The 26,185-nt window shown below is 71.5% G+C and carries 23 protein-coding genes and 1 pseudogene; 11 read left to right on the top strand and 13 right to left on the bottom strand.

Annotation, left to right across the window (positions count from 1 at the left end):
- The first annotated feature begins 21 nt into the window (after window positions 1-21).
- The gene (gene metE, locus RBJ65_RS28895; RefSeq protein WP_306317022.1) at window positions 22-2,349 is read left to right on the top strand and encodes a 5-methyltetrahydropteroyltriglutamate--homocysteine S-methyltransferase; all 2,328 of its coding nucleotides are present in this window, start codon (window positions 22-24) and stop codon (window positions 2,347-2,349) included.
- Between the two features lie 78 nt (window positions 2,350-2,427).
- The gene (locus tag RBJ65_RS28890) at window positions 2,428-3,843 is read left to right on the top strand and encodes an amidase (RefSeq protein WP_306317023.1); all 1,416 of its coding nucleotides are present in this window, start codon (window positions 2,428-2,430) and stop codon (window positions 3,841-3,843) included.
- A gap of 4 nt (window positions 3,844-3,847) precedes the next feature.
- Here the strand turns inward: RBJ65_RS28890 and RBJ65_RS28885 are convergent, their stop codons facing one another.
- On the bottom strand, window positions 3,848-4,288 hold the full coding sequence (locus RBJ65_RS28885; protein ID WP_306317024.1) for an SsgA family sporulation/cell division regulator: 441 nt from the start codon (window positions 4,286-4,288) through the stop codon (window positions 3,848-3,850).
- A gap of 256 nt (window positions 4,289-4,544) precedes the next feature.
- On the opposite strand from RBJ65_RS28885, the gene RBJ65_RS28880 reads away from it, so the two are divergent.
- Window positions 4,545-6,152 carry a sigma factor gene (locus tag RBJ65_RS28880; RefSeq protein ID WP_306317025.1) on the top strand — a complete coding sequence of 536 codons (1,608 nt, stop codon included), beginning with the start codon at window positions 4,545-4,547 and terminating at the stop codon, window positions 6,150-6,152.
- Window positions 6,153-6,154: 2 nt separating this feature from the next.
- On the opposite strand, the gene RBJ65_RS28875 is transcribed toward RBJ65_RS28880, so the two are convergent.
- Window positions 6,155-7,120, bottom strand: coding sequence for a threo-3-hydroxy-L-aspartate ammonia-lyase (locus RBJ65_RS28875; RefSeq protein WP_306317026.1), 966 nt, complete (start codon window positions 7,118-7,120; stop codon window positions 6,155-6,157).
- Window positions 7,121-7,210: 90 nt separating this feature from the next.
- On the opposite strand from RBJ65_RS28875, the gene RBJ65_RS28870 reads away from it, so the two are divergent.
- The 3 genes and pseudogenes from RBJ65_RS28870 to RBJ65_RS28860 all read left to right on the top strand — a co-directional run.
- Window positions 7,211-7,705, top strand: coding sequence for a hypothetical protein (locus RBJ65_RS28870; protein ID WP_306317160.1), 495 nt, complete (start codon window positions 7,211-7,213; stop codon window positions 7,703-7,705).
- Entirely contained in the window at window positions 7,702-8,049 is a 348-nt protein-coding gene (locus RBJ65_RS28865) for a transcriptional regulator (RefSeq protein WP_306317027.1), read from the top strand. The genes RBJ65_RS28870 and RBJ65_RS28865 overlap by 4 nt, the downstream gene beginning before the upstream one ends.
- A gap of 68 nt (window positions 8,050-8,117) precedes the next feature.
- A pseudogene (locus RBJ65_RS28860) lies at window positions 8,118-8,306 on the top strand (ATP-binding cassette domain-containing protein); the annotation flags it as partial.
- A 150-nt stretch (window positions 8,307-8,456) separates the two neighbouring features.
- Here RBJ65_RS28860 and RBJ65_RS28855 read toward each other — a convergent pair.
- From RBJ65_RS28855 to RBJ65_RS28845, 3 genes are all read right to left on the bottom strand, one after another.
- Window positions 8,457-9,383, bottom strand: coding sequence for a TIGR03619 family F420-dependent LLM class oxidoreductase (locus RBJ65_RS28855; RefSeq protein WP_306317028.1), 927 nt, complete (start codon window positions 9,381-9,383; stop codon window positions 8,457-8,459).
- Between the two features lie 221 nt (window positions 9,384-9,604).
- Window positions 9,605-10,777, bottom strand: coding sequence for an acyl-CoA dehydrogenase family protein (locus RBJ65_RS28850; RefSeq protein ID WP_306317029.1), 1,173 nt, complete (start codon window positions 10,775-10,777; stop codon window positions 9,605-9,607).
- Window positions 10,778-10,787: 10 nt separating this feature from the next.
- Window positions 10,788-12,389 carry an AMP-binding protein gene (locus tag RBJ65_RS28845; protein WP_306317030.1) on the bottom strand — a complete coding sequence of 534 codons (1,602 nt, stop codon included), beginning with the start codon at window positions 12,387-12,389 and terminating at the stop codon, window positions 10,788-10,790.
- A gap of 136 nt (window positions 12,390-12,525) precedes the next feature.
- On the opposite strand from RBJ65_RS28845, the gene RBJ65_RS28840 reads away from it, so the two are divergent.
- Entirely contained in the window at window positions 12,526-13,149 is a 624-nt protein-coding gene (locus tag RBJ65_RS28840) for a TetR/AcrR family transcriptional regulator (protein WP_306317031.1), read from the top strand.
- Window positions 13,150-13,215: 66 nt separating this feature from the next.
- Here RBJ65_RS28840 and RBJ65_RS28835 read toward each other — a convergent pair whose 3' ends face one another.
- Window positions 13,216-14,487, bottom strand: coding sequence for an SLC13 family permease (locus RBJ65_RS28835; protein WP_306317032.1), 1,272 nt, complete (start codon window positions 14,485-14,487; stop codon window positions 13,216-13,218).
- Window positions 14,484-15,698 (bottom strand): CaiB/BaiF CoA-transferase family protein, encoded by a 1,215-nt coding sequence (locus RBJ65_RS28830; protein ID WP_306317033.1) that lies wholly within the window; start codon window positions 15,696-15,698, stop codon window positions 14,484-14,486. Before RBJ65_RS28830 ends, RBJ65_RS28835 begins: the two co-directional genes overlap by 4 nt.
- Window positions 15,699-15,986: 288 nt before the next feature.
- On the opposite strand from RBJ65_RS28830, the gene RBJ65_RS28825 reads away from it, so the two are divergent.
- On the top strand, window positions 15,987-16,910 hold the full coding sequence (locus tag RBJ65_RS28825; protein WP_306317034.1) for a calcium-binding protein: 924 nt from the start codon (window positions 15,987-15,989) through the stop codon (window positions 16,908-16,910).
- Between the two features lie 57 nt (window positions 16,911-16,967).
- On the opposite strand, the gene RBJ65_RS28820 is transcribed toward RBJ65_RS28825, so the two are convergent.
- The 5 genes from RBJ65_RS28820 to RBJ65_RS28800 all read right to left on the bottom strand — a co-directional run bounded on the left by RBJ65_RS28820 (window position 16,968) and on the right by RBJ65_RS28800 (window position 21,937).
- A complete protein-coding gene (locus tag RBJ65_RS28820; protein WP_306317035.1) occupies window positions 16,968-17,912 on the bottom strand; it encodes an erythromycin esterase family protein in 945 nt (314 codons plus the stop codon).
- A 167-nt stretch (window positions 17,913-18,079) separates the two neighbouring features.
- Entirely contained in the window at window positions 18,080-19,111 is a 1,032-nt protein-coding gene (locus tag RBJ65_RS28815) for an NADPH:quinone reductase (protein ID WP_306317036.1), read from the bottom strand.
- 84 nt (window positions 19,112-19,195) lie between these two features.
- Complete coding sequence (locus RBJ65_RS28810) at window positions 19,196-20,677, bottom strand: amidase (protein WP_306317037.1); 1,482 nt, start codon at window positions 20,675-20,677, stop codon at window positions 19,196-19,198.
- 16 nt (window positions 20,678-20,693) lie between these two features.
- Window positions 20,694-20,876, bottom strand: coding sequence for a hypothetical protein (locus RBJ65_RS28805; protein WP_306317038.1), 183 nt, complete (start codon window positions 20,874-20,876; stop codon window positions 20,694-20,696).
- Between the two features lie 23 nt (window positions 20,877-20,899).
- Window positions 20,900-21,937, bottom strand: coding sequence for a helix-turn-helix domain-containing protein (locus tag RBJ65_RS28800; protein ID WP_306317039.1), 1,038 nt, complete (start codon window positions 21,935-21,937; stop codon window positions 20,900-20,902).
- A 248-nt stretch (window positions 21,938-22,185) separates the two neighbouring features.
- Between RBJ65_RS28800 and RBJ65_RS28795 the strand changes: the two genes are divergently transcribed.
- Window positions 22,186-23,754: an amino acid permease gene (locus tag RBJ65_RS28795; RefSeq protein ID WP_306317040.1), complete on the top strand. Its 1,569-nt coding sequence runs from the start codon at window positions 22,186-22,188 to the stop codon at window positions 23,752-23,754.
- 31 nt (window positions 23,755-23,785) lie between these two features.
- Here RBJ65_RS28795 and RBJ65_RS28790 read toward each other — a convergent pair whose 3' ends face one another.
- Window positions 23,786-24,472: a TetR/AcrR family transcriptional regulator gene (locus RBJ65_RS28790; RefSeq protein WP_306317041.1), complete on the bottom strand. Its 687-nt coding sequence runs from the start codon at window positions 24,470-24,472 to the stop codon at window positions 23,786-23,788.
- Between the two features lie 158 nt (window positions 24,473-24,630).
- On the opposite strand from RBJ65_RS28790, the gene RBJ65_RS28785 reads away from it, so the two are divergent.
- Both RBJ65_RS28785 and RBJ65_RS28780 read left to right on the top strand, forming a co-directional pair.
- Window positions 24,631-25,527, top strand: coding sequence for an urea amidolyase associated protein UAAP1 (locus tag RBJ65_RS28785; protein WP_372341188.1), 897 nt, complete (start codon window positions 24,631-24,633; stop codon window positions 25,525-25,527).
- Window positions 25,524-26,183, top strand: a complete 660-nt coding sequence (locus RBJ65_RS28780; protein ID WP_306317042.1) for an urea amidolyase associated protein UAAP2 — start codon at window positions 25,524-25,526, stop codon at window positions 26,181-26,183. Before RBJ65_RS28785 ends, RBJ65_RS28780 begins: the two co-directional genes overlap by 4 nt.
- The last annotated feature ends 2 nt before the right edge of the window (window positions 26,184-26,185 follow it).

Genomic DNA, 26,185 nt, shown 5'->3' with positions numbered 1-26,185 from the left:
ACGTCTCTCGAAGGGGAATTCGTGACCACCACAACCACAGCCGCGGCAGCACGGGCCACCGTGTACGGCTACCCGCGCCAGGGTCAGAACCGCGAGCTCAAGAAGGCGATCGAAGGCTACTGGAAGGGCCGCGTCGACGCCGACGCCCTCCGGGCCACGGCCGCCGAACTGCGCAGGACCAACTGGCGGGAGCTCGCCGACGCGGGCATCGGCGAGGTGCCCACCGGCGACTTCTCGTATTACGACCACGTCCTCGACACCACCGTCATGGTCGGCGCGATCCCCGGCCGCCACCGCGCCGCCGTGGACGCCGACGCCCTGGACGGCTACTTCGCCATGGCCCGCGGCACGCAGGACGTCGCGCCGCTGGAGATGACCAAGTGGTTCGACACCAACTACCACTATTTGGTACCGGAGTTGGGCCCGGACACGGTGTTCACCGCCGACTCCGCCAAGCAGGTCGCGGAGTTCAAGGAGGCCCTGTTCCTGGGGCTGACCGCCGCCCGACCGGTCCTCGTAGGCCCGGTCACGTACCTGCTCCTGGCCAAGCCCGCGCCCGGCGTCGCCGCCGACTTCGAGCCGCTGACGCTGCTCGACCGGCTGCTGCCCGTGTACGCCGAGGTGCTCGCCGACCTGCGCGCGGCCGGTGCGCGGTGGGTGCAGCTCGACGAGCCGGCGCTGGTCCAGGACCGCACCCCGGCCGAACTGAACGCCGCCGAGCGCGCCTACCGCGACCTCGGCTCCCTCACCGACCGGCCCAAGCTCCTGGTGGCCTCCTACTTCGACCGGCTCGGCGACGCGCTGCCGGTGCTCGCGAAGGCCCCGGTCGACGGCCTCGCGCTCGACTTCACCGGCGCGGCGGCCGCCAACCTGGACGACCTCGCCGCCGTGGGCGGCCTGCCCGGGAAGCGGCTCGTCGCGGGCGTCGTCAACGGCCGCAACGTATGGGTCGACGACCTGGCGAAGTCGCTGACCACGCTCGGTACGCTGCTCGGTCTCGCGGAGCCCGTGGACGTGTCGGCGTCCTGCTCCCTGCTGCACATTCCGCTGGACGCGGAGCTGGAGCGCGACATCGACCCGCAGGTCCTGCGCTGGCTCGCCTTCGCCCGCCAGAAGACCGCCGAGATCGCCACGCTCGCCACCGGCCTGACCCGGGGCACGGACACCATCACCGCCGAACTCGCCGTGAACCGGGCCGCCCTGTCCTCCCGCGCCACCTCGTCCCTCACCCGTGACCCTGCGGTACGTGCCCGCGCCGCCGCCGTGACCGAGGCCGACACCCGCCGCGCCCAGGCCTACCCGGAACGGTCCGCCGCGCAGCGCGCCCACCTGAACCTGCCGCCGCTGCCGACCACCACGATCGGCTCGTTCCCGCAGACGACCGAACTGCGCACCGCACGCGCCGACTTGAGGGCGGGCCGGATCGACACATCCGGCTACGAGGAGCGGATCAGGAACGAGATCCGCGACGTCGTCGCCTTCCAGGAGAAGGCGGGGATCGACGTCCTCGTGCACGGCGAGCCCGAACGGGGCGACATGGTGCAGTACTTCGCCGAACGGCTCACCGGCTACCTGGCCCTGCGGCACGGCTGGGTGCAGTCCTACGGCACCCGCTACGTCCGCCCACCGGTCCTCGCCGGTGACATCTCCCGCCCCGAACCGATGACGGTGCGCTGGACTTCGTACGCCCAGTCGCTGTCCGACCGTCCGGTCAAGGGCATGCTGACCGGGCCCGTCACCATGCTCGCCTGGTCCTTCGTCCGCGACGACCAGCCGCTCGGCGACACCGCGCGCCAGGTCGCCCTCGCCCTACGCGACGAGGTCAACGACCTGGAGGCGAACGGCACTTCGGTCATCCAGGTCGACGAGCCCGCGCTGCGCGAGACCCTCCCGCTGCGCGCCGCCGACCACGCCGGGTACCTGGCCTGGGCCACCGAGGCGTTCCGTGTCACGACGGCGGGCGTACGGCCCGAGACGCAGATCCACACGCACATGTGCTACGCCGAGTTCGGTGACATCGTGCGGGCCATCGACGACCTCGACGCCGATGTCATCAGCCTGGAGGCCGCCCGCTCCCACATGCAGGTCGCCCACGAACTGGCGGAGCACGGCTACCCGCGCGAGGCCGGTCCGGGTGTCTACGACATCCACTCGCCCCGCATCCCCGGCGCGGACGAGGCAGCCGCCCTGCTGCGCACGGGGCTCGCGGCCATCCCGGCCGAACGCCTGTGGGTCAACCCGGACTGCGGCCTGAAGACCCGCGGCTGGCCCGAGACCCGGGCCTCACTGGAGAACCTGGTGGCCGCCGCCCGCACCGTACGCGGCGAACTGGGAACCCCCACGGCCTGACCCGGGCCGCACCAGCCGGGCCGGGGCCGACGACGCCCCGGCCCGGCTCTGCCCGGCTCGGCCGCCTACAGTGACGGCATGAGTCACCCCACACGTGTTGGTGCCTTCACCGACGGCGACGCCCTCGCCGACCACGACGCCGTCGCTCTCGCGGCGCTCATCCGCAGCGGTGAACTCAGCGTGAAGGAGGTCGAGTCGGCGGCGGTGGCCCGGATCGAGCGTGTCGATCCGGCCCTGGACGCCGTCGCGTTCGCGGCCTACGACAGGCCCCGGCGGTCCCGCACACCACAGGCTCCGCTCTACGGGGTGCCGATGTTCGTCAAGGACAACACCGACATCGCCGGACTGCCCACCAACCACGGGACCGACGCCTTCCGGGCCGGTCCCGCCCGCAGGGACGGCCGCTACGCCAGGCAGCTCCTGAGCACCGGGGCGACCGTGCTCGGCAAGAGCCGGATGCCCGAGTTCGGGCTCAACGCCTCCACCGAGTTCCGGGTCGCGGCACCCACCCGCAACCCCTGGAACACCGAACGCTCGACCGGCGCCTCATCCGGCGGCGCCGCGGCGCTGGTCGCCGCCGGTGCGCTGCCGCTCGCGCACGCCAACGACGGCGGCGGCTCCATCCGCATCCCCGCCGCGGCCACCGGCCTCATCGGACTCAAGCCCAGCCGCGGGCGCCACCTCGACGGGGAGATGGCACGGACGATGCCGCTCAACATCATCTCCGAGGGCGTCCTGACCCGTACGGTCCGGGACACCGCCGCGTACGTCGCCGCCGTCGAGGACCACTGGCGCAATCCTCGGCTCGCGCCGATCGGCCTCGTCCAGGGTCCGGCCCGCCGGCGCCTGCGCGTCGGACTCGTCCTGGAATCCGTCACCGGCGCGGTCGTCGACGAGCAGACCCGCGCCGCCGTCGAACACACCGCGCGTCTCCTGGAGGCACAGGGCCACGTCGTCGAGCCCGTCCCGATCCCGGCGGCCGACAGCCTCGCGGACGACTTCATCACCTACTGGGGCATGCTCGCCGGAATGGCCGGCGGCCTCGGCAGGTTCGCCTTCGACCGCTCCTTCGACGCCACCCGTCTCGACGGCCTCACCCTGGGGCTGCGCAGGCAGTTCATCCAGGGCGGCTGGGCCCGCCTCCCCGGCGCCCTGAGGCGACTTCGCCGCGCGGCCAGGACGTACGCGGCCGCCTTCGACCGACACGAACTGATCCTCTCCCCCGTCCTGTCCCACGTCACCCCGCCGCTCGGCCACCTCGACCCCAACGTCCCCTTCGACACCCTCATGGACCGGCTCCAGCGCTACGTCTCCTTCACCCCGCTGCACAACGTCACCGGCGCACCCGGCATCTCGCTCCCCATGGGCATGGCACGCGAGGGTGTCCCCATCGGCGTACACCTCTCAGCGGCGTACGGCGACGAACGCACCCTCCTGGAAGTCTCGTTCGCCCTGGAGGAGCAGACGACCTGGCCCACTCTGCGGACCGCGTAGGGCGTCACCGTTCCGCGCCGGGACCGAGCAGCGCGGCGAGCGCGCGGTCGACGACGGCGGTCACGTCCTCGCCGCCGGCCGGCACCAGCGCGTACGTACGCAGCAGGAAACGGCGGAGCACCGAGGTGTCGAACTGGACGACGGCCATGCCCTGCGGCGCGTGCAGTTCGACGACGGTGCGCGCCCGGCCGCACGGCCACACATGGACGTCCCCGGTCCCCGTCGGCACGCGCAGCCCGTCGTCGAGGAGGGCGCGGGCGAAGGCCCAGGTCACCTCCGCCCCGTCGAGCGCGGCCTCGCCGGGGAACACCAGCCGGAGGGCGAGCGGATCGGTGGTTTCGTAGCGGAGGGTGACGGTGAGACCACGCTCGGACCCCTCCCCCTCGGCGGTGACGAGGCGGGCGCGGGCGGGCTGTTCGAGCGTGACGGGCAGCGTGGTCGGCATGACGGGCCCCTTTCTGTGTACTGCGCTCTGCGTTCTGCGCTGTGCGCTGTGCGCCGTGGGTGTCAGATGTCCGTTCGACGCGGCAGCGGGGCCGGGGATTACGGCATTTCTTGAAGAGGTGGTTGTGAGCTGTGCCACCCACCCCTCCAAAATCCGACATTTGTGAATTACGGTTTCAAACTCGCCACCCGATCCGCAGTCGGGCAGAGCGTCCCCAGAGCACCGCCGACGCCGGACGGAACGGAAGACTCCTGCCATGACCGACGGCCCCGCCGCGCCGATACCCCCTGCCGCCACGGAAGGCGGCCTCAGCCCGGCCGCGTACGCACGCGTCTACGAGGCGGAGCAGCCTCGCCTCGTCGCGTATGCGCGCTCGCTCACCGGCAGCCCGTGGCTCGCCGACGACCTCGTCGCCGAGGCGCACTTCCGGGTCTGGCGCCGCCTCTCCGCCGGGCACACGGTCGACAACGTGGCCGCGTACCTGACGACGACCGTGCGCCACCTGGCCGCCTCGGCCGGGCGCGGAGCGGCGCGCGAGACACCCATCGACCCGCACACCGGCGTCGAACCGGTGCAGGTGTCGAGCACCGCCGCGTACGGTTCCGGGGGCTACGGCGACCAGGACCCGGCCACCCGCGCCTCCGCGGTGGACCTGCTGACCCAGGTACTCGGGCAGCTGCCCAAGCGGTGGGTGAAGGCGCTGTGGCTGGCCGAGGCGGAGGGGCAGCCGCTGGAGGCGGTGGGCCGGGGCATCGGCGCGGGCAGCGGAGCCACGGCCGTGCTGCTGCACCGGGCGCGCGAGGGCATGCGGCAGGCGTTCCTGCGGGCACACCCGGGAACCCCGGACGATCCGGCCTGCGAGAGCCACTGGGACCGGATGCCCGCGCACGTGCGCGGCAGCGCCTCCGCGCGCCAGTCGGAGAAGCTCCTCGCACACGTCGACGACTGCGAGGACTGCCGTGCCCGGCTCACCGTCCTGCTGCGCGCCAACGACCAACTCCCGGCCCTGGTCGGCCCGGCCCTCCTGATCTTCGTGCTCGGCGGAGCGGGCAAGTTCCTGCTGCCGCTCGCGGCCGGGGCGGGGGCCTCCGGCGGCGCCGCCGCGAGCGGGCACGCGGCCGGTTCCGGGCTGCTGCACGGCATCCGGCACACGCTGACCGGCGGGGCGAAGGCGCAGGGGGCGGTGGCCGGGGTGCTCGGGGTCTCGGTGGCGGGGGCCGTCGCTGCGGCCGGGCTCATGCTCGCCGGGAACACCGATACGGTGCCGCCCCAGCGTTCGGCAGCGGTGCGGAGCGAGCCACCCGCCGAGCGCGAGACACCTCCATCGACCCCGCCCGCACCCCAGTCAACCTCCGCTCCCCCTACGCCGGTTGCCCCGCAGGACCGCTCGGAGCGCTCACCCGCGCCCGGCAACTCCGGGGCGACACCGGACGATTCCACGCACCCGAAGACACCGGCCGCCCCCACGCCCCCGAACGCCGAACGCCCGAGCCCTCCGGATGCCCCGGACACCCCGGCCGGTCCCGCGGCTCCGCCCACGGCCGAGCGGCCCACACTGGAGGAGCCCACGGCCGACACACCTTCGACCGACGACACCCCGGCCGATCGACCCACCAGCCCGACACCGACACCGACACCGACACCGACACCGACCACGCCTACCCCGACCCCCACCCCCGCAGCACCCACGCAGACGCAGACACCGACACCGACTCCGGAACCGACGGAACCAACGGAACCGAGCAAGCCGACCGAGCCCACCGAGCCCACCGCCCCCAGCACGCCCGCTCCCACGCCCACGCCCACTCCCACTCCCACCTGCACCCACTGGCTCGGCCCCATCTACATCTGCCGCGCGGGCTGACGTCACGGCATCAGCAGGCCCGCGAAGCGCTCCAGGTCCACGTTTCCGCCGCTGATGATGACACCGACGCGCTTGCCGCGCAGCGCGTCGGCGCGTTCGCGGGCGGCGGCGAAGCCGAGGCAGCCCGTGGGTTCCACGACCGTCTTCATGCGGGAGGCGAACAGGCGCATGCAGTCGACCAGTTGGGCGTCGGTGGCGGTCAGTACGTCCGTGACGTGGTCGCGGATGACGGGGAAGGTGTGGCGGCCCAGGTGCTGTGTCTGGGCGCCGTCGGCGATGGTCTGCGGGGTGTCGATGTGCACGATCTCGCCTCGCTGGAGGGAGAGTTGGGCGTCGTTGCCCGCCTCGGGCTCCACGCCATGGACCGTGCAGTCGGGGGCGAGGGCACGGGCGGACAGGAGGGTCCCGGAGAGCAGGCCGCCGCCGCCCAGCGGGACGAAGAGCGCGTCCAGTTCGCCCACGTCCTCGAAGAGCTCCTTGGCCGCGGTGCCCTGACCCGCCATCACATCGGGGTGGTCGTAGGGCGGTACGAGGGTGAGCCCGTGTTCCGCCGCCAGCGCCCGGCCGATCTCCTCGCGGTCCTCGGTGTAGCGGTCGTACGAGACGACGGACGCCCCGTACCCCTTGGTGGCGGCGAGTTTGGCGGCCGGCGCGTCGTGCGGCATCACGATGGTGGCGGGGATGCCGAGGATGCTCGCGGCGAGGGCGACGGCCTGGGCGTGGTTCCCGGAGGAGTAGGCGACGACGCCGGCGCGGCGCTGCTCGGGGGTGAACCGGGACAGGGCGTTGAACGCGCCGCGGAACTTGAAGGCACCCATGCGTTGCAGGTTCTCCGCCTTGAAGAAGAAGTGGGCGCCGAGTTCGGCGTCCGTGAGGCGGGAGGTGAGGACCGGGGTGCGGTGCGCGTGCCCGGCGATGCGCTCGTGCGCGCGCACCACATCGTCGTACGTCGGAAGGGTCTCGGTCATGTTCCACATGGTGCACCACGCCGCCCGACCTTCACTTGCCCACCAGGAAAGTGGAGCGGGTACGGGAGGGAGTGGAATGTGAGCGCACCGATGGACGCCGACCAGGCATGGCGGGACCTGCAGCGCATCCGCGTGCCGCAGGAGCGGGTGTACGACGAGGTGGAGCGGTCCGCGGCCGTCGGCAGCGACAGCCCGTGGGGGACGGCCGTGCTCATGTGGCTGTTCCTCGCCGGGCTCGGCCTCGAACTGCCCGGGTGGGGTGCGGGTCTGGTCATGGCGGCGTATCTCGCGCTGCTGGGACGGCTGTTCGTGCGCCGTCAGCGGCGCAGCCGGGTCATGCTGCACCACACCCGTTGCACGCCGCGGATGTTCGCCGGTTTCGTCGCGGGCGCGGTGGTGACCGGTGGGACCGTGCTGCTGTCCGGTCGGCTGGTCGACTCCCTGGCGCCGCTCCCCGGCAGCCTGATCCAGGCCACGGTGTCGGCGGCGGTGTTCGTGCTGTTCGTGGGGCCGATGACGCGTTGGACGGCCAGGTCGGCGCGGGCCCGAGCGACGGGTGCGGCGGTGCCGGGGGCGGGCCGATGAGCGTTCCCGACGGCTTCGACGAGTTGATTCATCCCGCCACCCGGCTGTCGGTGGTGTCACTGCTCGCCGCGACGGAGTGGGCGGAGTTCTCCTTCGTCCGCGACAGCCTCTCGCTCAGTGACTCGGCGCTGTCCAAGCAGCTGCACACCCTTGAGGAGGCCGGGTATCTGGAGCTGCGCAAGGAGGGCGGCGGCCGCAAGCGGCGCACCAGGGTGCGGCTCACGGATCGTGGGCGTACCGCCTTCGAAGGGCATGTCGCGGCGCTGCGGGCGATCGTCGAGAGCGCGGGCTCCGCCGCTCCCGCCGCCCCCGCCGTCCCCGCCGTCACGGAGGCGAAGCCATGACGGTGCCCTACGCGCCCGACGCGCCCGACGCGCCCGAGCGGCCCGTCATCCGTGCACGCGGTCTGACCATGACGTACGGCGACGTCGACGTGCTGCGCGGTGTCGACCTGGACGTCCACCGCGGCGAGGTGTGCGCGCTGCTCGGGCCCAACGACGCGGGGAAGACGACCACCGTCGAGATCCTGGAGGGCTTCCGGCGGCGCTCCGCCGGGGACGTGAGTGTGCTCGGCGTGGATCCGGAGCACGGCGACGACGCGCGGCCCGCCGCGAATCCGGCTCCCGGCTCACCGAGCGCCACCGCAGGGCGGATCTGCAGAGCTAGGACCTGCCGTTGGGACCTGCCGTGAGGGCCTGCCGTTCGGACCAGGCCCCAGGGACGCCGTCGCCCGTCCGGGCCTGACCGCTTGTCAGCGCAGGGTCTCGCCCTTGAGGTCGATCAGCTCCGCCGCCGCGATCTCCAGCTGGGCCGGGTCGTGGCGGGGGACCTCGTCCGCGGAGACGGCGCCGAGGTAGAAGGTGAGGAAGGTGTCGAGGATGATCCAGTCGGGCTCCAGCTCGGCCAGTTCCGCCAGGTCGCGGCGGATCTGGGCGACGGTGCCGTGCCCGGTGAGCCGTCCCTCCTCCGGAACCGGCTGCTCGGTGATGTGCAGCGGGATGCGCGGCGCGAGGGCGGGCGTGGGACGCCCGGCCGCCTCGGCGGCGGCCTTGAGCTTGGGCAGCCGCTCCCGGAGCTCGGCCGGGCCGAGACCGAACGGGTGCCAGGCGTCGCCGAACCGCGCGGCCCGCCGGATGGCGGGGCCGTTGAGGCCGCCGACCCACACCGGCGGGTGCGGGTCACGGGCCGGGGCGGGTCCCGTGGTGATGTCGGTGTAGTCCAGGTGCTCGCCGTGGAACGAGATCAGCGGCTTGGTCCAGTGGTCCTTGATGGACTCCAGGTACTCGTCGCTGATCTTGCCGCGGGCGGCGAAGTCCACGCCCAGCGCCTGGAATTCCTGCTCGGACCAGCCGACGCCCACGCCGAACACGAACCGTCCGTTGGTCATCTGGTCGATGTTCGCCGTGACCCGGGCCGTCTGCAGCGGGTGCCGGTACGGCAGGACGATGACCGTGGTGCCCAGCTCGATGGTCGTGGTGCGGCCTGCGAGGTAGGCGAGGGTGGTGAACGGGTCGTAGAACGGCGGCGGGAAGACCGGCAGGGCCTCCTGAGGGAGCGTCACATGGTCCGAGATCATCGCCAGGTGGAACCCCAGGCCCTCGGCGCGGAGAACCCAGTCCTCCATGGAGGCGGGGGTGGTACCCGGCCCGTAATTGAGCACATTGATCCCGAACTTCACCGACGGGTCTCCTCTCGACGGGCGCACGGCATCACCGACGTGGCGAGCCGGCGCCGCACATTGTTGGTCGGATACGCCAGGCTAACCACGGGACGAGGCGCGGTACGAAGCGGGGGCGGGGACCGGGAATCCGCCCGGTCGGCCCCGGTAACCCCAGATTGACCTGGGGTTACGCAGGAGTGCCTGCCGGCGCCGCGGCCACCGGCCCCGTCCCTCGCATGTCAGCGCAGCAGCGCCTTGGCGATGCCGTTCTTCTGGATCTCGGAGGATCCCGTGAGGATCCGGAACATGCGCAGGCGGCGGAACATCCACTCGATCTCCGAGCCGCGGACCATGCCCGCCTTGCCGTGGATCTGCATGCTCTCGTCGGCGATGCGGAAGGCGTTCTCCGCGACGAACAGCTTGCACATGAATGCCTCGACCCGGGGGCTCTCGCCGCGGTCGAGGGCGGCCAGGGCGTCGTACGTCATGCTGCGCGCGGCGTAGAAGGCCGTGGCCATGTCGGCGAGCTTGTGCTGGATGGACTGCAGGTCCGCGAGGACGCCGCCGGAGACCCTTCTCGTACGGGTGTAGTCCACGGTCAGTTCGAGGATGCGGCGGGCGTGGCCGAGGATGGTCGGGCAGTGCAGGAGCCGGTTGGTGGTGACGCGGCCGAGGCCGATGCGCAGGCCGTCGCCCACCCTCCCGAGCAGTTGGTCCGGGCCCACGTAGCAGTCGTCCAAGGCGATGTCGGCCTCGATGTGCTGGCCGGACAGCGGTACTTCGCCGGGGAGCACGGAGCAGCCCGGGGCGTCGAGGTCGACGAGGAACGCGGAGTAGGACTCCTCCTCGCCCGCCATGCGGGCCACGAGGAGGGAGAAGTCGGCGAAGGGTCCGGCCGAGCTGAAGACCTTGCGCCCGGTCAGCCGCCAGCCGTCGCCGTCGGGCGTGGCGGTGGTCCGCATCGCCCGCACGTCGGAACCGGCGTCGGTCTCGGTCAGCGAGAAGCAGCAGGCGCGGTCGCCCTCGACGACCGGGCGCAGATAGCGCCGTACCTGCTCGTCCGTGGCGTGCTGGAAGACGGCTCCGGCGCGCAGCGGCCCGCCCATGTCGCCGAGCACGCTGTGGTAGAGCGCCCGCCCGGACGCGCCCACCTCCTCCTTGAGGACGGCGAGTTCGGTGTTGGTCAGACCGCGGCCGCCGTGTTCCGGCGGGAGGTGGATGCCGTAGAAGCCGAGTTCGCGGCTGCGCTTCCAGACGGGTTGCAGCATCGAGCGGTCGAAGACCGATTCGGGGCCGAGGTCGTGTGCGCGCTCGTAGTCGGCGAGTTCGCCGGAGAGGTAGCCGCGCAGGTCCTCGACGACGGTCCTGATCGACGGCATGTCGTCGTACGACGGCGTGAGTTCGAAGGTCATGGCGGGGTCCTCAGTTCACGGCGCGGGCGCTGTCGGCCCAGTAGGGGGCGCGGACGGCCTTGCGGTCGATCTTGCCGTTGCGGTTGACGGGCAGGGCGTCGACGACGTCCACGGTCCTGGGCTTCTTGAAGCGGTCGAGGCGCTCGGCGCAGAAGTCGATCAGGGCGGCCGGGTCGATCGCGGCGTCCGCCTTCGGAACGACGACGGCCTTCACGGCCTCCCCCCACTTCTCGTCGGGGACGCCGACTACACAGGCCTCGCCGACCGCGGGGTGCTCGTACAGGGCGGCCTCGACCTCGCTGCAGTAGATGTTGAAGCCACCCGAGATGATCATGTCCTTCTTGCGGTCGACGATGAACAGATAGCCGTCCTCGCGCAGATAGGCGATGTCCCCGGTCAGGACCCAGCCGTTCTTGAAGGTCTCGGCCGACAGTTCGGGTTCGTTCCAGTAGGACGTCACACAGTCGGGCCCGCGGACGATCAGTTCGCCCTTGGTGCCGGCCGGCACGGGGTTCATCTCCTCGTCGACGATGCGGATCTCCGTGTCGAACACGGCGCGCCCGCACGAGAGCAGGATGTCCGGGTCCCCGTCGAGCCCGCGTACAACGTCGCCCGGCGTCAGGATGGTGATCCCGCTGGTGGTCTCGGCCTGCCCGTACCCCTGCATCACGATCGGGCCGAACAACTCGACGGCGTCCCGCAGCCGTTGCGGGGAGACGGGGGCGCCGCCGATCCGCACACAGGTCAGCGAGGACAGGTCGACGGTCGGGGCCGCGGGGTGCGCCAGCACCATGTTCAGCATGGTCGGCACGAGGAACGTCGAGGTCACGCGCTCCTTGGCGACCGTGTCCAGGAAGCCCGCCGGATGGAAGGAGGGCAGAACCACGATCGCGTTGCCCCGGCTGAGCTGGGCCAGCACGCCCATGCCGGAGGCGTGGGTGATGGGGCCCGCGACGAGATAACGGCCCGGCGTCTCCGCGGAGTCCTCCGTGGAGTTCTCCGGAGACATCAGGCGCTTGCGCATGTTGGCCAGCCGGTTGCCCGTGGTCTGCACCGCCGCCTTCAGCTTGCCCGTGGAGCCGGACGTGAAGTGCAGTACGCACGGGTGGCCGGGGTCCACATCGACGGCGACCGGGTCCTCGGAGCCCTTCACCAGGAGGTCGGCGTAGGTCTCGCGGCCGACCGGGGCGGCGTTGGTCTCGCTGCCGACCGGGGCGGCGTCGTCGAAGACCACCAGGGGAATGTCGCGGCCACAGGCGCGGATCGCCTCGGCGGCCTGTTCGGCGTGCGCGGCGTCGGTGAGCAGCAGCCGCACATCGGCGTCCACGAGGATGTGCCGGGTTTCGCCGCCGCCGAGCCGGGCGTTGATCGGGACCCGCAGGAACCCGGCCTTGTAGAAGGCTATTTCCGCCTCCACGAGTTCGGCCCGGTTGGCGGCGAAGGTGCCGACCGCGTCGCCGCTCCGCAGCCCGAGCCCCAGCAGCGCGGAGGCCAACTGATTGCTACGGGCTTCGAGTTGGGCGAAGGTCCAGCGCCGCCCCTCGCACACCAGGGCCTCGCGGCCGGGCCAGTACGACGCACTGCGGGTGATGAAGCGCCCCAGGTTGAGCATCCAGCACTCCCTAGCTACTTGCAGAAGTCACTTACAGTCTGTTTGATTTCATACATAGTGTCACCAATTAGTCTCGGTGTGAAGGGCTGGGTAAGCTCCGTACAGCTCCGGAACCGGTACGAGGGGGGACGAGGACATGGCCGAAGACCGCAGGCGGCGGCGGACCAAGCGACTGCTGAAGGACGCGCTGGTGCAGCTGGTCCTGGAGCGTGGCTACGACAAGGTGACGGTCGAGGACATCACCGAGCACGCGGACATCAGCCGGGCGACGTTTTACAAGTACCACAGCGACAAGCAGGCCCTGCTCGACCAGATCGTCGACGACCTGCAGACCGAACTGCACACCCGCACAAGGCCGTTGGCCCTGGAGTCGCACCGCGGCTTCACTGGTAAGCCGGTCCTCGAACTCTTCCGGCACGCCCTGGAGGAGCGCGACACCTACCGGATGATCGTCCGGGGCGAGGGCAACGGGCGCGCCCTCAGGACCTTCACCGACAGCCGCGTGGCCTCCGCCGCGGAGGTCTTCACCGACCGAGCCGCCCACTTCGGCGTGAGCGTGCGCATCGACCCGGAGGTACTCGCCCGGGCCTGGGTGGGCGAGCAGATCGGCGTCCTTCAGTGGTGGCTGGAGACGGACCCGCCGGCCATGACACCGGAGGAGGTCACGGGAATGCTCCTCGACCTCTCCCTGCGCGGCCGTTACTGGGCCAACGGGTTCGACGGCGACCCCGAGGAGGTCCGCGGCCCGACCGAGTCGTGACCCGGAGCCGGACCCGGACCCGGCGGTCTCCGGACCCGGCTGCCCCCGGCCCGGCGGGGCCTCGGCTCACAGCCCCGCGGCGAGCGGCACGAGCAGGGTCGCCAGGGGTACGACGAGGGCCGCGCCGAGCGACCACAGCAGCAGCATGCGCAGCACCCGGCTCTGCTCGGCCTCTTCGGAGTTCGCGACCGCGAGCGCCCCGCCGAGGTGGAACGGGCTGACCGCCACCGAGCTCACCGAGACACAGAGCGCCGCGACGATCCCCGTCATGACGGCCCCTGACGCGCCTGCCGGGATGGCGGCCACGGCCACCGGCGCGGTGATGCTCAGGACCGCCACGGTCGAGGACTCGAAGGTGGCGAAGATCGTCCCGAGGAAGAGCACCGCGAGGACGGCGAGCACCTGCGAGGACACGTGTTCCAGGCCGGCCGCGATCCGGTCCAGGGTCCCGAGGTCGTCCAGCACACCCACGTAGAGCAGCACACCCGTCGTCAGCAGGATGACGTTCCACGGCAGGCCGCTGACCACGCGCTTGCCGTCCGGGCGGAACACGGCGTGCAGCAGCGCCCCGAGCACCAGGCCGACCGTGGCGACGTCCACGTCGAAGGCGAAGGCGCTCACGACAAAGACGCCGAGGCCGAGCAGCGAGCACAGCTGATACGTCGACATGGGCGCGGCCCCACGCACCACTTGGCCGACCTCGCGCTCGGCCGCGCGCCGCTCGCTGTCGGAGCGCAGCAGCCGCAGACCGCCGAACGCGAGGAACGCGACGACGGCGAGGACGAGTTGCAGCCCCGTCACGAGCGCGAACAGCGCCCAGGGGGAGTAGGCGATGCCGGCCCCCGCGACGGCCTCGTCCACGATCTTCGTCCAGGGCGCGACCGGCGAGAATCCGCCGGCCCCTCCCCCGGCCAGGGCGATCACGGCCATCAGCGTGACGGGGATGCCGTGTGTCCGGGCCATGCGCAGGGCGAGTGGGAGGGTGATCGCCACGGTGGCCGAGGGGAGCGTTCCGACCCCGCTGATGACCGCGGAGAGCAGGAACATGGTCCAGGGCATCAGCCAGATCCTGCGCCCGCAGAGCCGGACCGCCCAGCCCACCACCAGGTCGATGGCGCCGCTCTCCCTGGCGTGGGCGAACAGGTACATCACGCCGATGATGAGCAGGACGATGCCGCCGGGGAAGTGCTTGACGACCTCTTCGGGCGCGATGCCCGCGGCGGCCGCGACCACGAGGGCGAGCGGCATGGTCACGAGGCCCACGTTGATGTCCCGCCACATGGCGACGCCGAACGCGGGGAGCAGCAGCACGAGCGAGGCCACCTGCATCGCGGTCATGCGGTCACCTCCGCGGAATTCCGGTTCTGATCCTGGTCCTGGCCCAGCAACTCGGCGGTGTGTTCGCCGAGTTGGGGTGGCGGACGGCGAACGGTATCCAGGCCGTCGGAGAACCGCGTGGGAAAGCGCGCGTACCGCGTTGCTGGTGTGTCGGGCAGCGCGGTTCCGGGTGTGTCCGGCAGCGCGCCGAACACCTCCCGCTCGACGAGGAGTGGATGGCTCAGCAGCTCGTCCCGGTCGGCGACGACCGGGGTCCAGGGCAGCCCGAGGGCCGTCAGCCGCTCGTCCCACCAGCCGCGCGGGCGGGCGGCGAAGACCCGTCGCAGGACCCCGCTCACCTCGGCCCTCGCGCTGGTACGCGCCGCCCGCTCGTCCCAGGCCGCCGTGGCGAGTTCGGGGAACTCGGGGAACTCGGCGGCGAGGTCCTCCCGGAAGGCGCGCCAGGACTTGTCCTCGAAGCAGGCGAAGACGAGCTCCCTGCCGTCGGCGGTACGGAAGACGTCGTTGTCGCCCATCACGAGGTCGGCCTCAGTGGCGGGGCGGCCGTCGGGCAGCCCCAGCACGAACGGCGCGGCGGCCGCGACCGCGGCCTCGGTGAGCGACAGGTCGAGGTGCTGCCCGCGGCCGGTGCGGTCCACACTGGCCAGCGCCACCGCGAGGGACAGCGCGCCGTACAGGCCGCCGAGCATGTCCGCGATCCGCACGCCGGGCCTGACCACCCCGCCGTCCACGGTCCCCGGCGCCGCGAAGTACCCCGAGAGGCCAAGGAAGTTGAGGTCGTGACCCGGCTTGTCGGCGTACGGACCGTCCTGGCCGAAGCCGCTGAGCGAGCACAGGACGAGCCGTTCATTGACCCGGCGCAGCACGTTCCAGCCCACCCCGAGCCGGTCGAGGACTCCGGGCCTGAACCCCTCGACGACCGCGTCGGCGGTGGCGGCGAGCCCGAGGAAGGCCTCGCACCCGTCGCCCGTCTTCAGGTCGAGCACGACCGAGCGCTTGTTGCGGTTGACCGCGCCGAATCTCGTGGGACTACGGCGGGTGGGATCGCCGGCCGGACGCTCGACCTTGATCACGTCCGCGCCGAGGTCGGCCAGCAGGGTGCTGGCGTACGGGCCCGGCAGCAGCTCCGAACAGTCCACGATCCTGCGGCCGTTGAGGAACGACCACTCAGGCGGGCTGCCGAGTGCGTCATTGCACTGATGCGACACCATGTATAACCCCGAGCAAAGCGAAGGAAAATTTACAGAGTGTCTACCATTGGGATCGGCCACCCCACAAGGGCCGGACCCACCCGGGCGGATGGAGCCGCGTGAACTTTCGGCTACGCGGGGGCGGCGCAGCGGCGATCGCCGCCTGAGGGGCCGATGGACGGTGCTGGTCAGGAAGGGGTGCGGTCCAGGCTTGTCCGAATCGGGGGTGGAAACCGGTCGCAACCCCCGAGCCGCCGCCGGTGTCTCAACCATGTGTCAACGTCACGTAGTTCGTATGGAGACCCACACATGGACATCCGCCCCACCCACCGTCGCGCCCTGCGCACCGCCCCGCTGCTGTCCCTGGTCCTCGGCGCGGGCCTCGCCGTCCCCTTCGCGCTCCCCGGACCGGCCGACGCCGCGACCACCACAACCACCACAACCACCGCCACCACTACGTCCAACACGGCCACCGCCGGGTTCGACACCACCGGCCGCACCGTCGTCTACACCGCCGGCGCCGGACAGGCCAACGAGGCCACCGTCACCGCGTCCACGGCGGCCGGCTCGGACCGGATCACGTATGTCATCGACGACGTCGCCCCCATCGACGTCACCACCGGCTGCGCCCACCCTGACGCCGCCGATCCCACCCGGGTCAGCTGCACCGTCACCACGGTCGAGAGCCAGGACCCGTACGCGAGCCTGAAGGTGAACGCGGGCGACGGCGACGACACCGTGACCTACGACAACACCACCGGCCAGACCTACTACTACGCCGCCATCGACCTCGGCGCGGGCGCGGACCGGCTCACCGACACCGGAAGCGTCGACGGCAACTCCGTGCGCGGCGGCGCAGGCGACGACACCATCGGTGTCGGCAGGGCCGCGGTCGTCCTCGGCGACGACGGCGCCGACACCGTGACCGCGAAGGGCGGCGGGGCCGTCGTGCTCGGCGGCGCCGACAACGACACCCTCACCGCCACCGGCGACGGTTCCTCCGTCAGCGGCGGTGACGGCGACGACGAGATCCGCGGCGGCGCGAAGGACCAGAACCTGGCCGGCGACGCGGGCCATGACACCATCCGCGCCGGCGCGGGCAACGACCACCTCGACGGCGGCGAGGGCGACGACATCCTGTACGGCGGCAAGGGTGACGACACCCTCTACGGCGGCCCCGGCACCGACGAACTCCACGGCGGTCCGGGCACGAACGTCATCGTCCAGGACTGAAGGGCTCAGTCGTCCGCAAGGTCCTGACCGGCGGATCAGCGTCAACCTGTGCAGCCTTCAGGGCAAGGGCCGGGACGGTGTCACCTCTGTGGTGTGGACGACGACGTCGAACCAGCTCGCGAGTGACCCGCCCGACATGTGGTGGGCCGCATCATCCCGGGGATCGTAGAACGGGCCGATCAGCCGCGTGCGCGTCGGGGTGTCCAGGAGGCGGCGGATCGGCTGGGGTTGGGGTGTGCCCAGATTCAGGACGTATCCCGCCCTGTTCTCGGCGGCCGCATGCAGCAGGCTGTCGACGAAGTCTGGGGGTGGAGCGGGCAGTGGTTGGCCGATGGAACCATGCGCCATGGTCAGGCCCACGGACCGGTAGTCCAGCCCCAGTCGTTCACGCAGGTATCCGCCCATGTTCTGATGGGACTCCAAGGGCTCGGAGGGGGACACGGTGCGAGGGGCGCCGACGGCGGTGTGCGCCATACCGCCCCAGTAGACGACTTTGTCGCCGGTGAGCTGCTGCCACCAGTTCACACCGTCGGCCAGCGTGCGTTCCAGTTCGGCCAGACCATCGAGCCGTGTGGTGTGCCGCACTGGTTCAGCAGGGAACTGCGCGAAACGTACAGGGTCGCCTGGGTGACGCTTGTTGTAGGACCGCATCCAGTGGACGAGATCGAGGATCTCGGCGGTCTGCCAGAACGGTCGTGCCTTTCCCAGCAAGGCACGGGGGTCTCCCTCGCCGGTGGCGACATAGACGTCCAGGCCGAGGCGACCAGGGTCGTCGCCCTCCAGGGCAAGGGAGCGGAACCCCTCCTCTTCCACCAGCAGCCGCACGATGCGATGCGCCACGTCCGACAATTCGTGGGTCTGTCGGGCGGCTGCTCCAAGCGCCACGATCTTGGCGTCCCGTACCAGCGGGGCGAGCGGCCGCAGATCGTCCAGTGGCTCGTCAGGCTTCCTGTTCACGAGCACATGGGAGTTCTTCTTGATCCATTCGGTCACTGTCTCCATTGGCCTGCCCTTCGTCCCCGAGCTCCGCCTCTTGCGGATCAATTCAGGAGATCGTCCGACCTCAAGCTTGGTAGAGGTCAAGAGCCGACCATCATGGTTCTCCCAACGTCCGCCCCGCTGCCCTGGCATGGGCAGATGCGGCTTCAGCCGTGCCCGTCGGACAGGACCTAGTCGGCCGCCCTGACGTCGATGAGGACCTTGCCCACCGCGCCGCTCTCGACGGCCTCGTGCGCCTTCGCCGTGTCGGCCAGCGGGAAGCGGGTGAACGGCAGGCCGGCGTCCGTGCCCGCCCGCAGCGCGCCGGAGGCGACCGCCTCCGAGACGGCCGCCACGCCGCGCCGCATCGACTCGGCCGGGACCGTGTACAGGGACAGGCCGTGCCAGTCCAGGTTCCGGCCGAAGGTCGCGCGCAGCGGCAGGCGCAGTTCGTCGCCGCCGTTGTTGGCGTAGAAGGCGATCGTCGCGTTGTTCCTGGTGACGGCCAGGTTCAGCTCGGCGTTGACCGCCGGGGCGACTTCGGCGACGAGGTCCACTCCGTCCGGCGCCAGTTCGAGGACGGCCTTGGCGGCGTCCTGCGTACGGTAGTTGACGATGTGGTGGGCGCCGGCGGCCCGCGCCAGGTCCGCCTTCTCCGGGGAGCTGACGGTCGTGATGACCGTCGCCCCGGCCCAACGGGCCAGTTGGATCGCCGCGTTGCCGACCGCGCCCGCTCCTCCGGCGATCAGTACGGTCCGCCCGGCGAGCGCTCCGGGCGCCAGCCGGTCCGGTCCTTCGGCGGCGAGGGTCAGGGCCCGGTGTGCGGTGAGCGCGGGCACGCCGAGCGCCGCGCCCAGGTCGTCATCGGCGCCGTCCGGAAGCGGCACGGCCCGCTCGGCGGGGATGGTCAGGTACTCCTGCGCCGTGCCGCCGTCCGGGCGCCCGGCGGCGGAGAGGTACAGCCAGACCCGCTCACCGATCCGTGCGGGGTCGACTCCGGCGCCGACGGCGTCGATGCGGCCCGCGCCGTCCTGGTTGGGTACCTGGCTCTCGCCGTCCCCGAGTCGACCCGAGACTCCGGCCCTGACCTTCCAGTCGGTGGGGTTGACTCCGGAGACATGTACCTCGACGCGGACCTCGCCGGGACCGGGTTCGGGGACGGGGCGCTCCTCCAGCGCCAGTACGTCGGAGTCGCCGTTGCTGCTGTACACGATGGCCTTCATGTCATGGCCAATCGCCGTGGCACGCGTCGTATTCCCGCGTGGCCGGGGCGACGTTCGCCGGGGCGACGTTCGCCGGGGCGACGTTCAAGGGGCCGGGACGTCGTCCAGGGGGTCGGGGGTGTGCAGGTGCCAGTCCGTCCGGCCCTGGAAGGCGTCTCCGGCGCGCAGCACGAGCCGCTCGTCGAACCAGCGCCCCGCGATCTGCAGCCCCAGCGGCATGCCGTCGTCGGTGAATCCGAAGGGAACGCTCATCACCGGGTTTCCTGTGGTGTCCCAGTAGCCCGTGTAGACGGGCCCGATGCCGCCGGGCTGGAAGAAGCCGTCCTTGACCCGTTCCAAGGAGGCGGCGCCGCCGCCCGCGGTGGGTGTGAGGACGAGGTCGACGTCCTCGAAGGTCCGTCGGATCGCCTTCTGGCCGACGCGGCGGGCCCGTTGGGCCTGGAGGTAGTCGGCGGCGCTGTAGTAGACGCCGGTGCCGATGGTCCGGCGGGTCGCGGCTCCGTAGTCGAGCCACCGGGTACGCAGGTCCGGCAGATGGTGGCTGAACGCCTCGGTGAACATGATGACTTCGTCGGCCGTGGTCATCTCGGCGTAGTGGGGCAGTTCGATCTCGACGACCTGCGCGCCGAGTCCGGCGAGGACGTCGAGGGCGGCGTCGAAGGCCCGGTTCAGGGCCGGGTCGTACTCCGGGTTGACCCGCTCCAGGCGGTCGACGCCGATGCGAACTCCCGTGAGATCCCCGGTGAGGGCATCGGTGAAGGAGCCAGTGACGGAGCCAGTGACGGAGCCGGTGCGGTCGGCGCCGGGCGGCGTGGCGAGGGTGGGGTCCGAGGGGTGGGGACCGGCCAGTACGTCGAGCAGGGCGGCGCAGTCGCGCGCCGAGCGGGCCATCGGGCCGATGTGGTCCAGGGTGTACCCCAGCGGCACCGTACCGGACTTGGGGACCAGGCCGTACGTGGGCATGAGGCCGGTGATGCCGCAGTACGCCGCGGGGATCCGGATGGAGCCGCCGGTGTCGGTGCCGAGGGCACCGAGGACGGCGCCGAGCGAGACCGAGGAACCGGAGCCGGAGCTCGATCCTCCGGCCCAGCGTTCGAGGTCCCAGGAGCAGCGCGGGATCGGGAACGGCTTGGCGGGGTCCGGCATGCCGATGGCGAATTCCATCGTGGTGAGCTTGCCCATGACGATGCCGCCGGCGGCTCTCAGCCGTTCGACGACCACGGCGTCGCCCGACATCGCCGTACGGTCGTGGACGAGCGACTGGGCCGTGGTCTCTCCCTCGCGGGTGGTGATGATGTCCTTGATGCCCAGCGGCACACCGTGCAGCGGGCCGACCGGTTCACCGGCGGCCAGCGCGGCGTCGGCGGCCCGGGCGGCTTCGAGGGCCTGCTCGTCGTAGCGGGCGAGGTAGACGCCGACCGCCTTGTCGTACCGCTCGGCGACCTCGATCGCGTCGGTGACGACCTGGACGCTGGTGGTCGCCCCGGTCCTGATCGCCTCGGCGACGTCCGTGAGGGTTCTGGCTCCCGTGGTGCTTGTGGCGGGGATACGGTCCACTGTGGTCATGTCGCTAATTCCCGTCTCAGGTCATGGCGTTGAAGATCACGGCCGGTTCCTCGTAGCGGACGCCGTTCAGCCGGTAGAGGGCTTCGAGCGCGGCTCTGCACGGGGCGTAGTTCGCCACGAAGAGGTCGACCTCGTCGGGCGGGACGGTCAGGCCGTGCCGGGCGATGGCGGCTTCCACGAACTCTCGGTCGGTGGGCATGGGCACAGCCTTCGTACGTGGGGTTACGCGTCGTGGTTGCCCGTGCGGCGCATGGGTTTCGGTTTCTCCGAGCGGGTGCCGACCTGCTCCGAACGCGTGCCGGCGCCCGCCCCACGTACGTATCGCCGGGGCGAGACGCCGAACCGCTCCTGAAAGCGCGCGTGGAAGGTCGATGCCGACCGGAACCCGCAGGCGTACGCGATGTGTTCGACGGTGGCCCGTCCGCCCTGGACGCGCAGCGCCCGCTCGGCGCGCCGAAGCCGGCAGCGCAGTATCTCCTCGGCCACCGTGGTTCCGTGCTCGGCGAACGCCCGGAAGACGGTGCGGCGCGAGACGTGGAGCAGTGCGGCCAGGGTGTCGGGGCCGAAGGCCGGGTCGTGGCTGGAGGTCTCGATCAGCGACATGGCCTCGGCGTACAGGCGCTGCGACGCGCTCTGTGCACGGGCGGCGGCCAGGTCGGGGCTGGTTCCCATGAGCATCTCGATGGCGTCCAGCAGGCTGGGCAGGAGACTGGACAGCGGTTCGGGACCCTGCCGGGAGACCAACGACCACAGGCCTTGTACGAAGGCCAGCCACGGAGCCCCGAGTCCGTGCGAGTCGACGCGCAGCGCGTGTGTCATCAGCTCGTCCACCGGCGTCCCGCGTCGGCGCAGCTCCGCCGTGGGCACCGTCAGGACCAGTTGCCGGAAGGGGCCGGGGCAGTGGAAGCGGAACGGCGCTCCGAGGTTGACGAGACATGCCTCGCCGCCGCGCAGCACCGTCCGTTCGCCGTTCTGCTCGGCCACGGCGCCGCCGTCGAGCATGTAGACGATGTCGATGCGCTCCGCGGTGTCCCGCGCCACATCCTTCGAACTGCGGTGGGAGACGAGCGACTTCGCGTCGACGCTGAGCATGTGGAGGTCCCGCTCCCCCACCACACGTAGGTCGCCGGTGAAGTCGCCACCCGTCGCGCGGAAGGACATGCCGGCGTGTTCGCGCTCCATGACCTCCGTCCACTGACGAATGTCCGCCGACCTGTTGGCCCGTATCGCAACCGCCCGGCGCGGCATGCGCTCACTCATGGCAGCCACCACGAAGACATCACGAGGACACCACACTCCTTCCGGCAGGAACGTAGGGGCGTCCCGTTTCGTACGGGTAACGGGTGGCGCGCGTTCCTCCGGGAGAGGAGTCACTAACGGTCGGGACACGGCCGCGATATGTCACGGAAACCAGCCGTGCCTAATTTCTGTCGCACGACAGGAACTCAGTCGGCACATGCCTCCGTGACCATGCCGCCATGACCATGCCTCCGTGACAGGGGACCGCCATGTCCGTGACCACCGATCCCGCATCACCGTCACCCGCGTCCCCCGGAGTCGGCGCCGGCTCCGGATCCGGCCCCGACGACGACCGCTCGCTCGCCGGTTTCGGCTACCCCCAGGAACTGCGAAGGCAGATGGGGCGGTACGCCTCCTTCGCCGCCGGGTTCTCGTTCATCTCCGTGCTGACCACGGTCTTCCAGTTCTTCTCGCTCGGCTACTCCTTCGGCGGGCCGCTGTTCTTCTGGACCTGGCCCGCCGTGTTCATCGGCCAACTGCTCGTCGCCGCCTGCTTCGCCGAACTCGCCGCCCGCTACCCGATATCCGGCGCGATCTACCAGTGGTCGAGCCGGCTGAGCGGCCCGGTCGTCGGCTGGTTCACGGGCTGGGTCATGGTCATCGGTCAAGTGGTCGTGGTGGCTGCCGCGGCGCTCGCGCTGCAGGTCGTCCTACCCGCCATCTGGTCCGGCTTCCAACTCATCGGCGGCGACCCCGCACCCACCACGCCGACCGGCGCGGCCAACGCCGCGCTGCTCGCTCTCGGCCTGCTGGCGTTGACCACGGTCGTGAACGTCCTCGACAACCGCGTCATGTCGGCCGTCAACCGGGTCGGTGTCACCGCCGAGGTCATCGGCGCGCTCCTCATCGTGCTGCTGCTGTTCACGCACGCCGAACGCGGCGCCACGGTCACCTTCCAGACGGGTGGTCAGGGCGGCCCGATCGGCGCGCTGTTGGTGGGCTCGTTCACCGCGGCGTACGTCCTCATCGGCTTCGACAGCGCGGGCGAGATGAGCGAGGAGACCCGGGATCCGCGCCGTACCGCTCCGCGCACCATCCTCGGCGCGCTCGCCGCGGCGGGCACGCTGGGCGGACTGCTGCTGCTCGGCGGCCTGCTCGCCGCGCCCAGCCTCTTCGACGGCCGCCTCGCCGCTGAGGGCCTTGGCTACGTCCTCACCAGCAGCCTGGGCGACGGCGTCGGCAAGGCGCTCCTCGCGGACGTCGCGGTGGCCATCGCCGTGGCCACGCTCGCCATCCAGACCGCGGGCACCCGGATGCTGTTCTCCATGGCGCGCGACGGTGTGCTGCCCTGCTCCGCACGCCTGGCGAAGGTGTCACCGCGTACGGGCATGCCCTTCGCCCCGGCCGTGGTGGTCGGCGTCCTCGCCGCCGCGCTCGCGCTGCTCAACCTCGCATCGCCGGAAGCCTTCGTGGCCATCGGTACGACGTGCATCGCGATGCTGTACCTCGCCTACGCGGGGGTCACCACGCCGATGCTGGTCCGGCGGCTGCGGGGCCAGTGGCCGCCTGCCGACGCCAGCGGCGGCGGCGATGTCGACGAGCGGGGCAGGCCGTTGTTCTCGCTCGGCCGTTGGGGCCTGCCCGTCAATGTACTCGCGGTATGCTACGGGCTGTTCATGACGGTCAACCTCGCCTGGCCGCGGGCCGGGGTGTACGACCCGGAGGGCGGTCACTGGTACTTCCAGTGGTTCACGGTGCTGTTCGTGGGGGGCGTGGTCGTCGTGGGGGCGGTGTACCGCTGGCGCCGGGGCGTCGCCTCGGAGGCCGTACGGACCTGAGACTGATCTGCGCGTCCTTCGGCGCGCCGCGTCACCCCCGCGCCGCGAGGAGCCCCCGCCCCTCGCGGCGCGGCCGTGCCAGGGAGCGCTGTGGCACGCCCGCGATCCGCAGGGCCGCGTCGGCGGTCGCCTCGGCCAGGGACCCCGGCTCGCGCTCGGGTGCGGCGCGGCGGATGAGGATCACGCTCTCCGTGAGGCCGAAGACGAGGTCGGCGCGGAGCGCCAGTTCCCGCGCGTCCAGCGCCGAGCCCGGTTCGGTGGCGGCCAGCAACTGCGCGTAGGACTCCTTGAGTTCGGCCCTGACCTCGTGGAAGACGGTGAAGCGGTCGGTCTGCACCTCGGGGAGGAGGTAGAGCGCGCCGAGGTTGTGCGGGCCGCCGCACAGCAGCGCCACGTCGGAGTGGCACAGGGCCCACAGCCGCGCCTCCGGGGGCACGTCGGCGCGGGGCACCAGCTCGTGCGCCACCCGCAGCGAGGGCCGGACGGTGCCTTCCAGGAGCGCCGCGAGGATCGCGTCCTTGCCGTCGAAGTAGTGGTAGAGGGACGCCTGGCGCAGGCCCGCCCGCTCGGCGACCGCCCGGGTCGAGGTGGCGGTGTAGCCGCGCGTGGTGAACAGTTCGGCGGCCGCGGCGAGGACCTCTTCGCGCGGTTCGAGACCGCTGGCGGGACGCTCCTGGGCGCGCGGACGGCCGACTCTTCTGCTGGTTGGCGTGCTCACCCCGCGATCCTCGCACAGGCCCACGGGCCTCCGACCGCCCCCGGCTCCGAGGGTGAGCTTCCGGTAACCGGTCCGCAACTCGCGGGCAACGGCGCCGACTTGGCCCGCACTTAATTTCTGTCGTACGACAGAAATAGGGCCGAGCCGGAGGTTGAGCAGTGACGACGACAGCATCGGCGGCGCCGGGAACCACATCGGCGGCGTCAGGAACCGCGTCGGCAGCGTCAGGAACCGCATCCGCGCAGGGCGCCCGCGCCCACGCCCGCGCCCAGGAGGGCACCCGGGCCGACACCATGCCCGTACTCCCCGCGCGCGACTGGCCGACGCCCCCGGACGGCATCGCCGCCGAGGCGATCGTGTGGGCCGAGACCGTGGCGGGCGGCAACTACACCCACAAGGTCCTCGCGCGCGGCACCGAGGTGCGCCTGACCGACCTCACCGGCGACGCCTGTGCCCACCTCCTGCTGTTCAGCGCCGACCGCCCCTGGGAACGGCTGAACGCCGCCGACACGGTCAAGGTGTTCTGGAACGCCTACCTCGGAGCGGGGCACCTGCTCCTGTCCGACCAGGGCCGGGTCCTCGCGTCCCTCACCGAGGACACCTCCGGCCGGCACGACGCCCTGACCGGCACCTCGACCCTCGCGCGCAACACCGCGCGGTACGGGGACGGTTCCCCGCAGTCCGCCTCACCGGCCGGGCGCGAGCTGTTCAAGCTCGCCGCCCTCAAGAACGGGCTCGCCCCGCGCGACCTGCCGCCGTCCGTCTCCTTCTTCCAGGGCGTACGCGTCGCCGCCGACGGCGGCACCGAGTTCACCGGCTCCGCGGGCCCCAGCGCGTCCGTCACCCTGCGCGCCGAGCAACCGCTGACCGTGCTGATCGCCAACGTCCCGCACCCTCTGGACCCCCGGCCCGCGTACACCTGCGGCGCCCTCGAAGTCCTCGCGTACGGGGCCCGTCCGACCGCCCCCGGCGACGCGCTGTGGGACGACACCCCTGAGGGCCGCCGCGCCTTCCTCAACACCGCCGACCACCTCACCGCCCGGGGGATCGCATGACCGCCGCCATCACCGGCACCGACGCCGTCACCGGCCCCACGCGCCGCGTCGTCCACGACGAGACCGTCCCGGCCCGCGCCGCCTGGTCCGCGGTCGTCCGCGCGGGCCAGTTCCTGACCATCACCGACCTGCACGGCAACCAGGCCGTCGACTTCCTCCTCTACGACGCCCACGACACCGCCGTCCGCTACAGCGCCCCCGACACCCTCCAGGCCCAGGGCTCCCTCTTCCTGACCACCGGCTCGGTGCTGCTGTCCAACGAGCACACCCCGCTGATGACCGTCGTCGAGGACACCTGCGGGCGGCACGACACCGTCGGCGGCGCCTGTTCCAAGGAGTCCAACACCCTCCGCTACGGCCATCACACCTGGTCGCAGCACGCCTGCGTGGACAACTTCCTCGCCGAGGGCAGCAGGCACGGCCTCGGCAAGCGCGACCTGGTCTCCAACATCAACTGGTACATGAACGTGCCGGTCGAGGAGGACGGCACCCTCGGCATCGTCGACGGCATCTCGGCCCCGGGGTTGAAGGTCGTGCTGCGCGCCGAGACCGATGTCATCGCGCTGCTCTCCAACTGCCCGCAGATCAACAACCCTTGCAACGGCTTCGACCCGACCGCCGTACAGCTGACCATCACCGAGCCGGACGAGGGCTGAAG

The organism is Streptomyces sp. KL109B (assembly GCF_030766935.1).
Lineage (GTDB): Bacteria > Actinomycetota > Actinomycetes > Streptomycetales > Streptomycetaceae > Streptomyces.
This window is presented reverse-complemented; position numbering and strand designations above follow the sequence as displayed.

Coding starts and splice junctions, on each gene's coding strand:
- RBJ65_RS28890 (WP_306317023.1), top strand. CDS start 2,428: ATGAGTCACCCCACACGTGTTGGTGCCTTCACCGACGGCGACGCCCTC.
- RBJ65_RS28885 (WP_306317024.1), bottom strand. CDS start 4,288: ATGCCGACCACGCTGCCCGTCACGCTCGAACAGCCCGCCCGCGCCCGC.
- RBJ65_RS28880 (WP_306317025.1), top strand. CDS start 4,545: ATGACCGACGGCCCCGCCGCGCCGATACCCCCTGCCGCCACGGAAGGC.
- RBJ65_RS28875 (WP_306317026.1), bottom strand. CDS start 7,120: ATGACCGAGACCCTTCCGACGTACGACGATGTGGTGCGCGCGCACGAG.
- RBJ65_RS28870 (WP_306317160.1), top strand. CDS start 7,211: ATGGACGCCGACCAGGCATGGCGGGACCTGCAGCGCATCCGCGTGCCG.
- RBJ65_RS28865 (WP_306317027.1), top strand. CDS start 7,702: ATGAGCGTTCCCGACGGCTTCGACGAGTTGATTCATCCCGCCACCCGG.
- RBJ65_RS28850 (WP_306317029.1), bottom strand. CDS start 10,777: ATGACCTTCGAACTCACGCCGTCGTACGACGACATGCCGTCGATCAGG.
- RBJ65_RS28845 (WP_306317030.1), bottom strand. CDS start 12,389: ATGCTCAACCTGGGGCGCTTCATCACCCGCAGTGCGTCGTACTGGCCC.
- RBJ65_RS28840 (WP_306317031.1), top strand. CDS start 12,526: ATGGCCGAAGACCGCAGGCGGCGGCGGACCAAGCGACTGCTGAAGGAC.
- RBJ65_RS28835 (WP_306317032.1), bottom strand. CDS start 14,487: ATGACCGCGATGCAGGTGGCCTCGCTCGTGCTGCTGCTCCCCGCGTTC.
- RBJ65_RS28830 (WP_306317033.1), bottom strand. CDS start 15,698: ATGGTGTCGCATCAGTGCAATGACGCACTCGGCAGCCCGCCTGAGTGG.
- RBJ65_RS28825 (WP_306317034.1), top strand. CDS start 15,987: ATGGACATCCGCCCCACCCACCGTCGCGCCCTGCGCACCGCCCCGCTG.
- RBJ65_RS28820 (WP_306317035.1), bottom strand. CDS start 17,912: ATGGAGACAGTGACCGAATGGATCAAGAAGAACTCCCATGTGCTCGTG.
- RBJ65_RS28815 (WP_306317036.1), bottom strand. CDS start 19,111: ATGAAGGCCATCGTGTACAGCAGCAACGGCGACTCCGACGTACTGGCG.
- RBJ65_RS28810 (WP_306317037.1), bottom strand. CDS start 20,677: ATGACCACAGTGGACCGTATCCCCGCCACAAGCACCACGGGAGCCAGA.
- RBJ65_RS28805 (WP_306317038.1), bottom strand. CDS start 20,876: ATGCCCACCGACCGAGAGTTCGTGGAAGCCGCCATCGCCCGGCACGGC.
- RBJ65_RS28800 (WP_306317039.1), bottom strand. CDS start 21,937: ATGAGTGAGCGCATGCCGCGCCGGGCGGTTGCGATACGGGCCAACAGG.
- RBJ65_RS28795 (WP_306317040.1), top strand. CDS start 22,186: ATGTCCGTGACCACCGATCCCGCATCACCGTCACCCGCGTCCCCCGGA.
- RBJ65_RS28780 (WP_306317042.1), top strand. CDS start 25,524: ATGACCGCCGCCATCACCGGCACCGACGCCGTCACCGGCCCCACGCGC.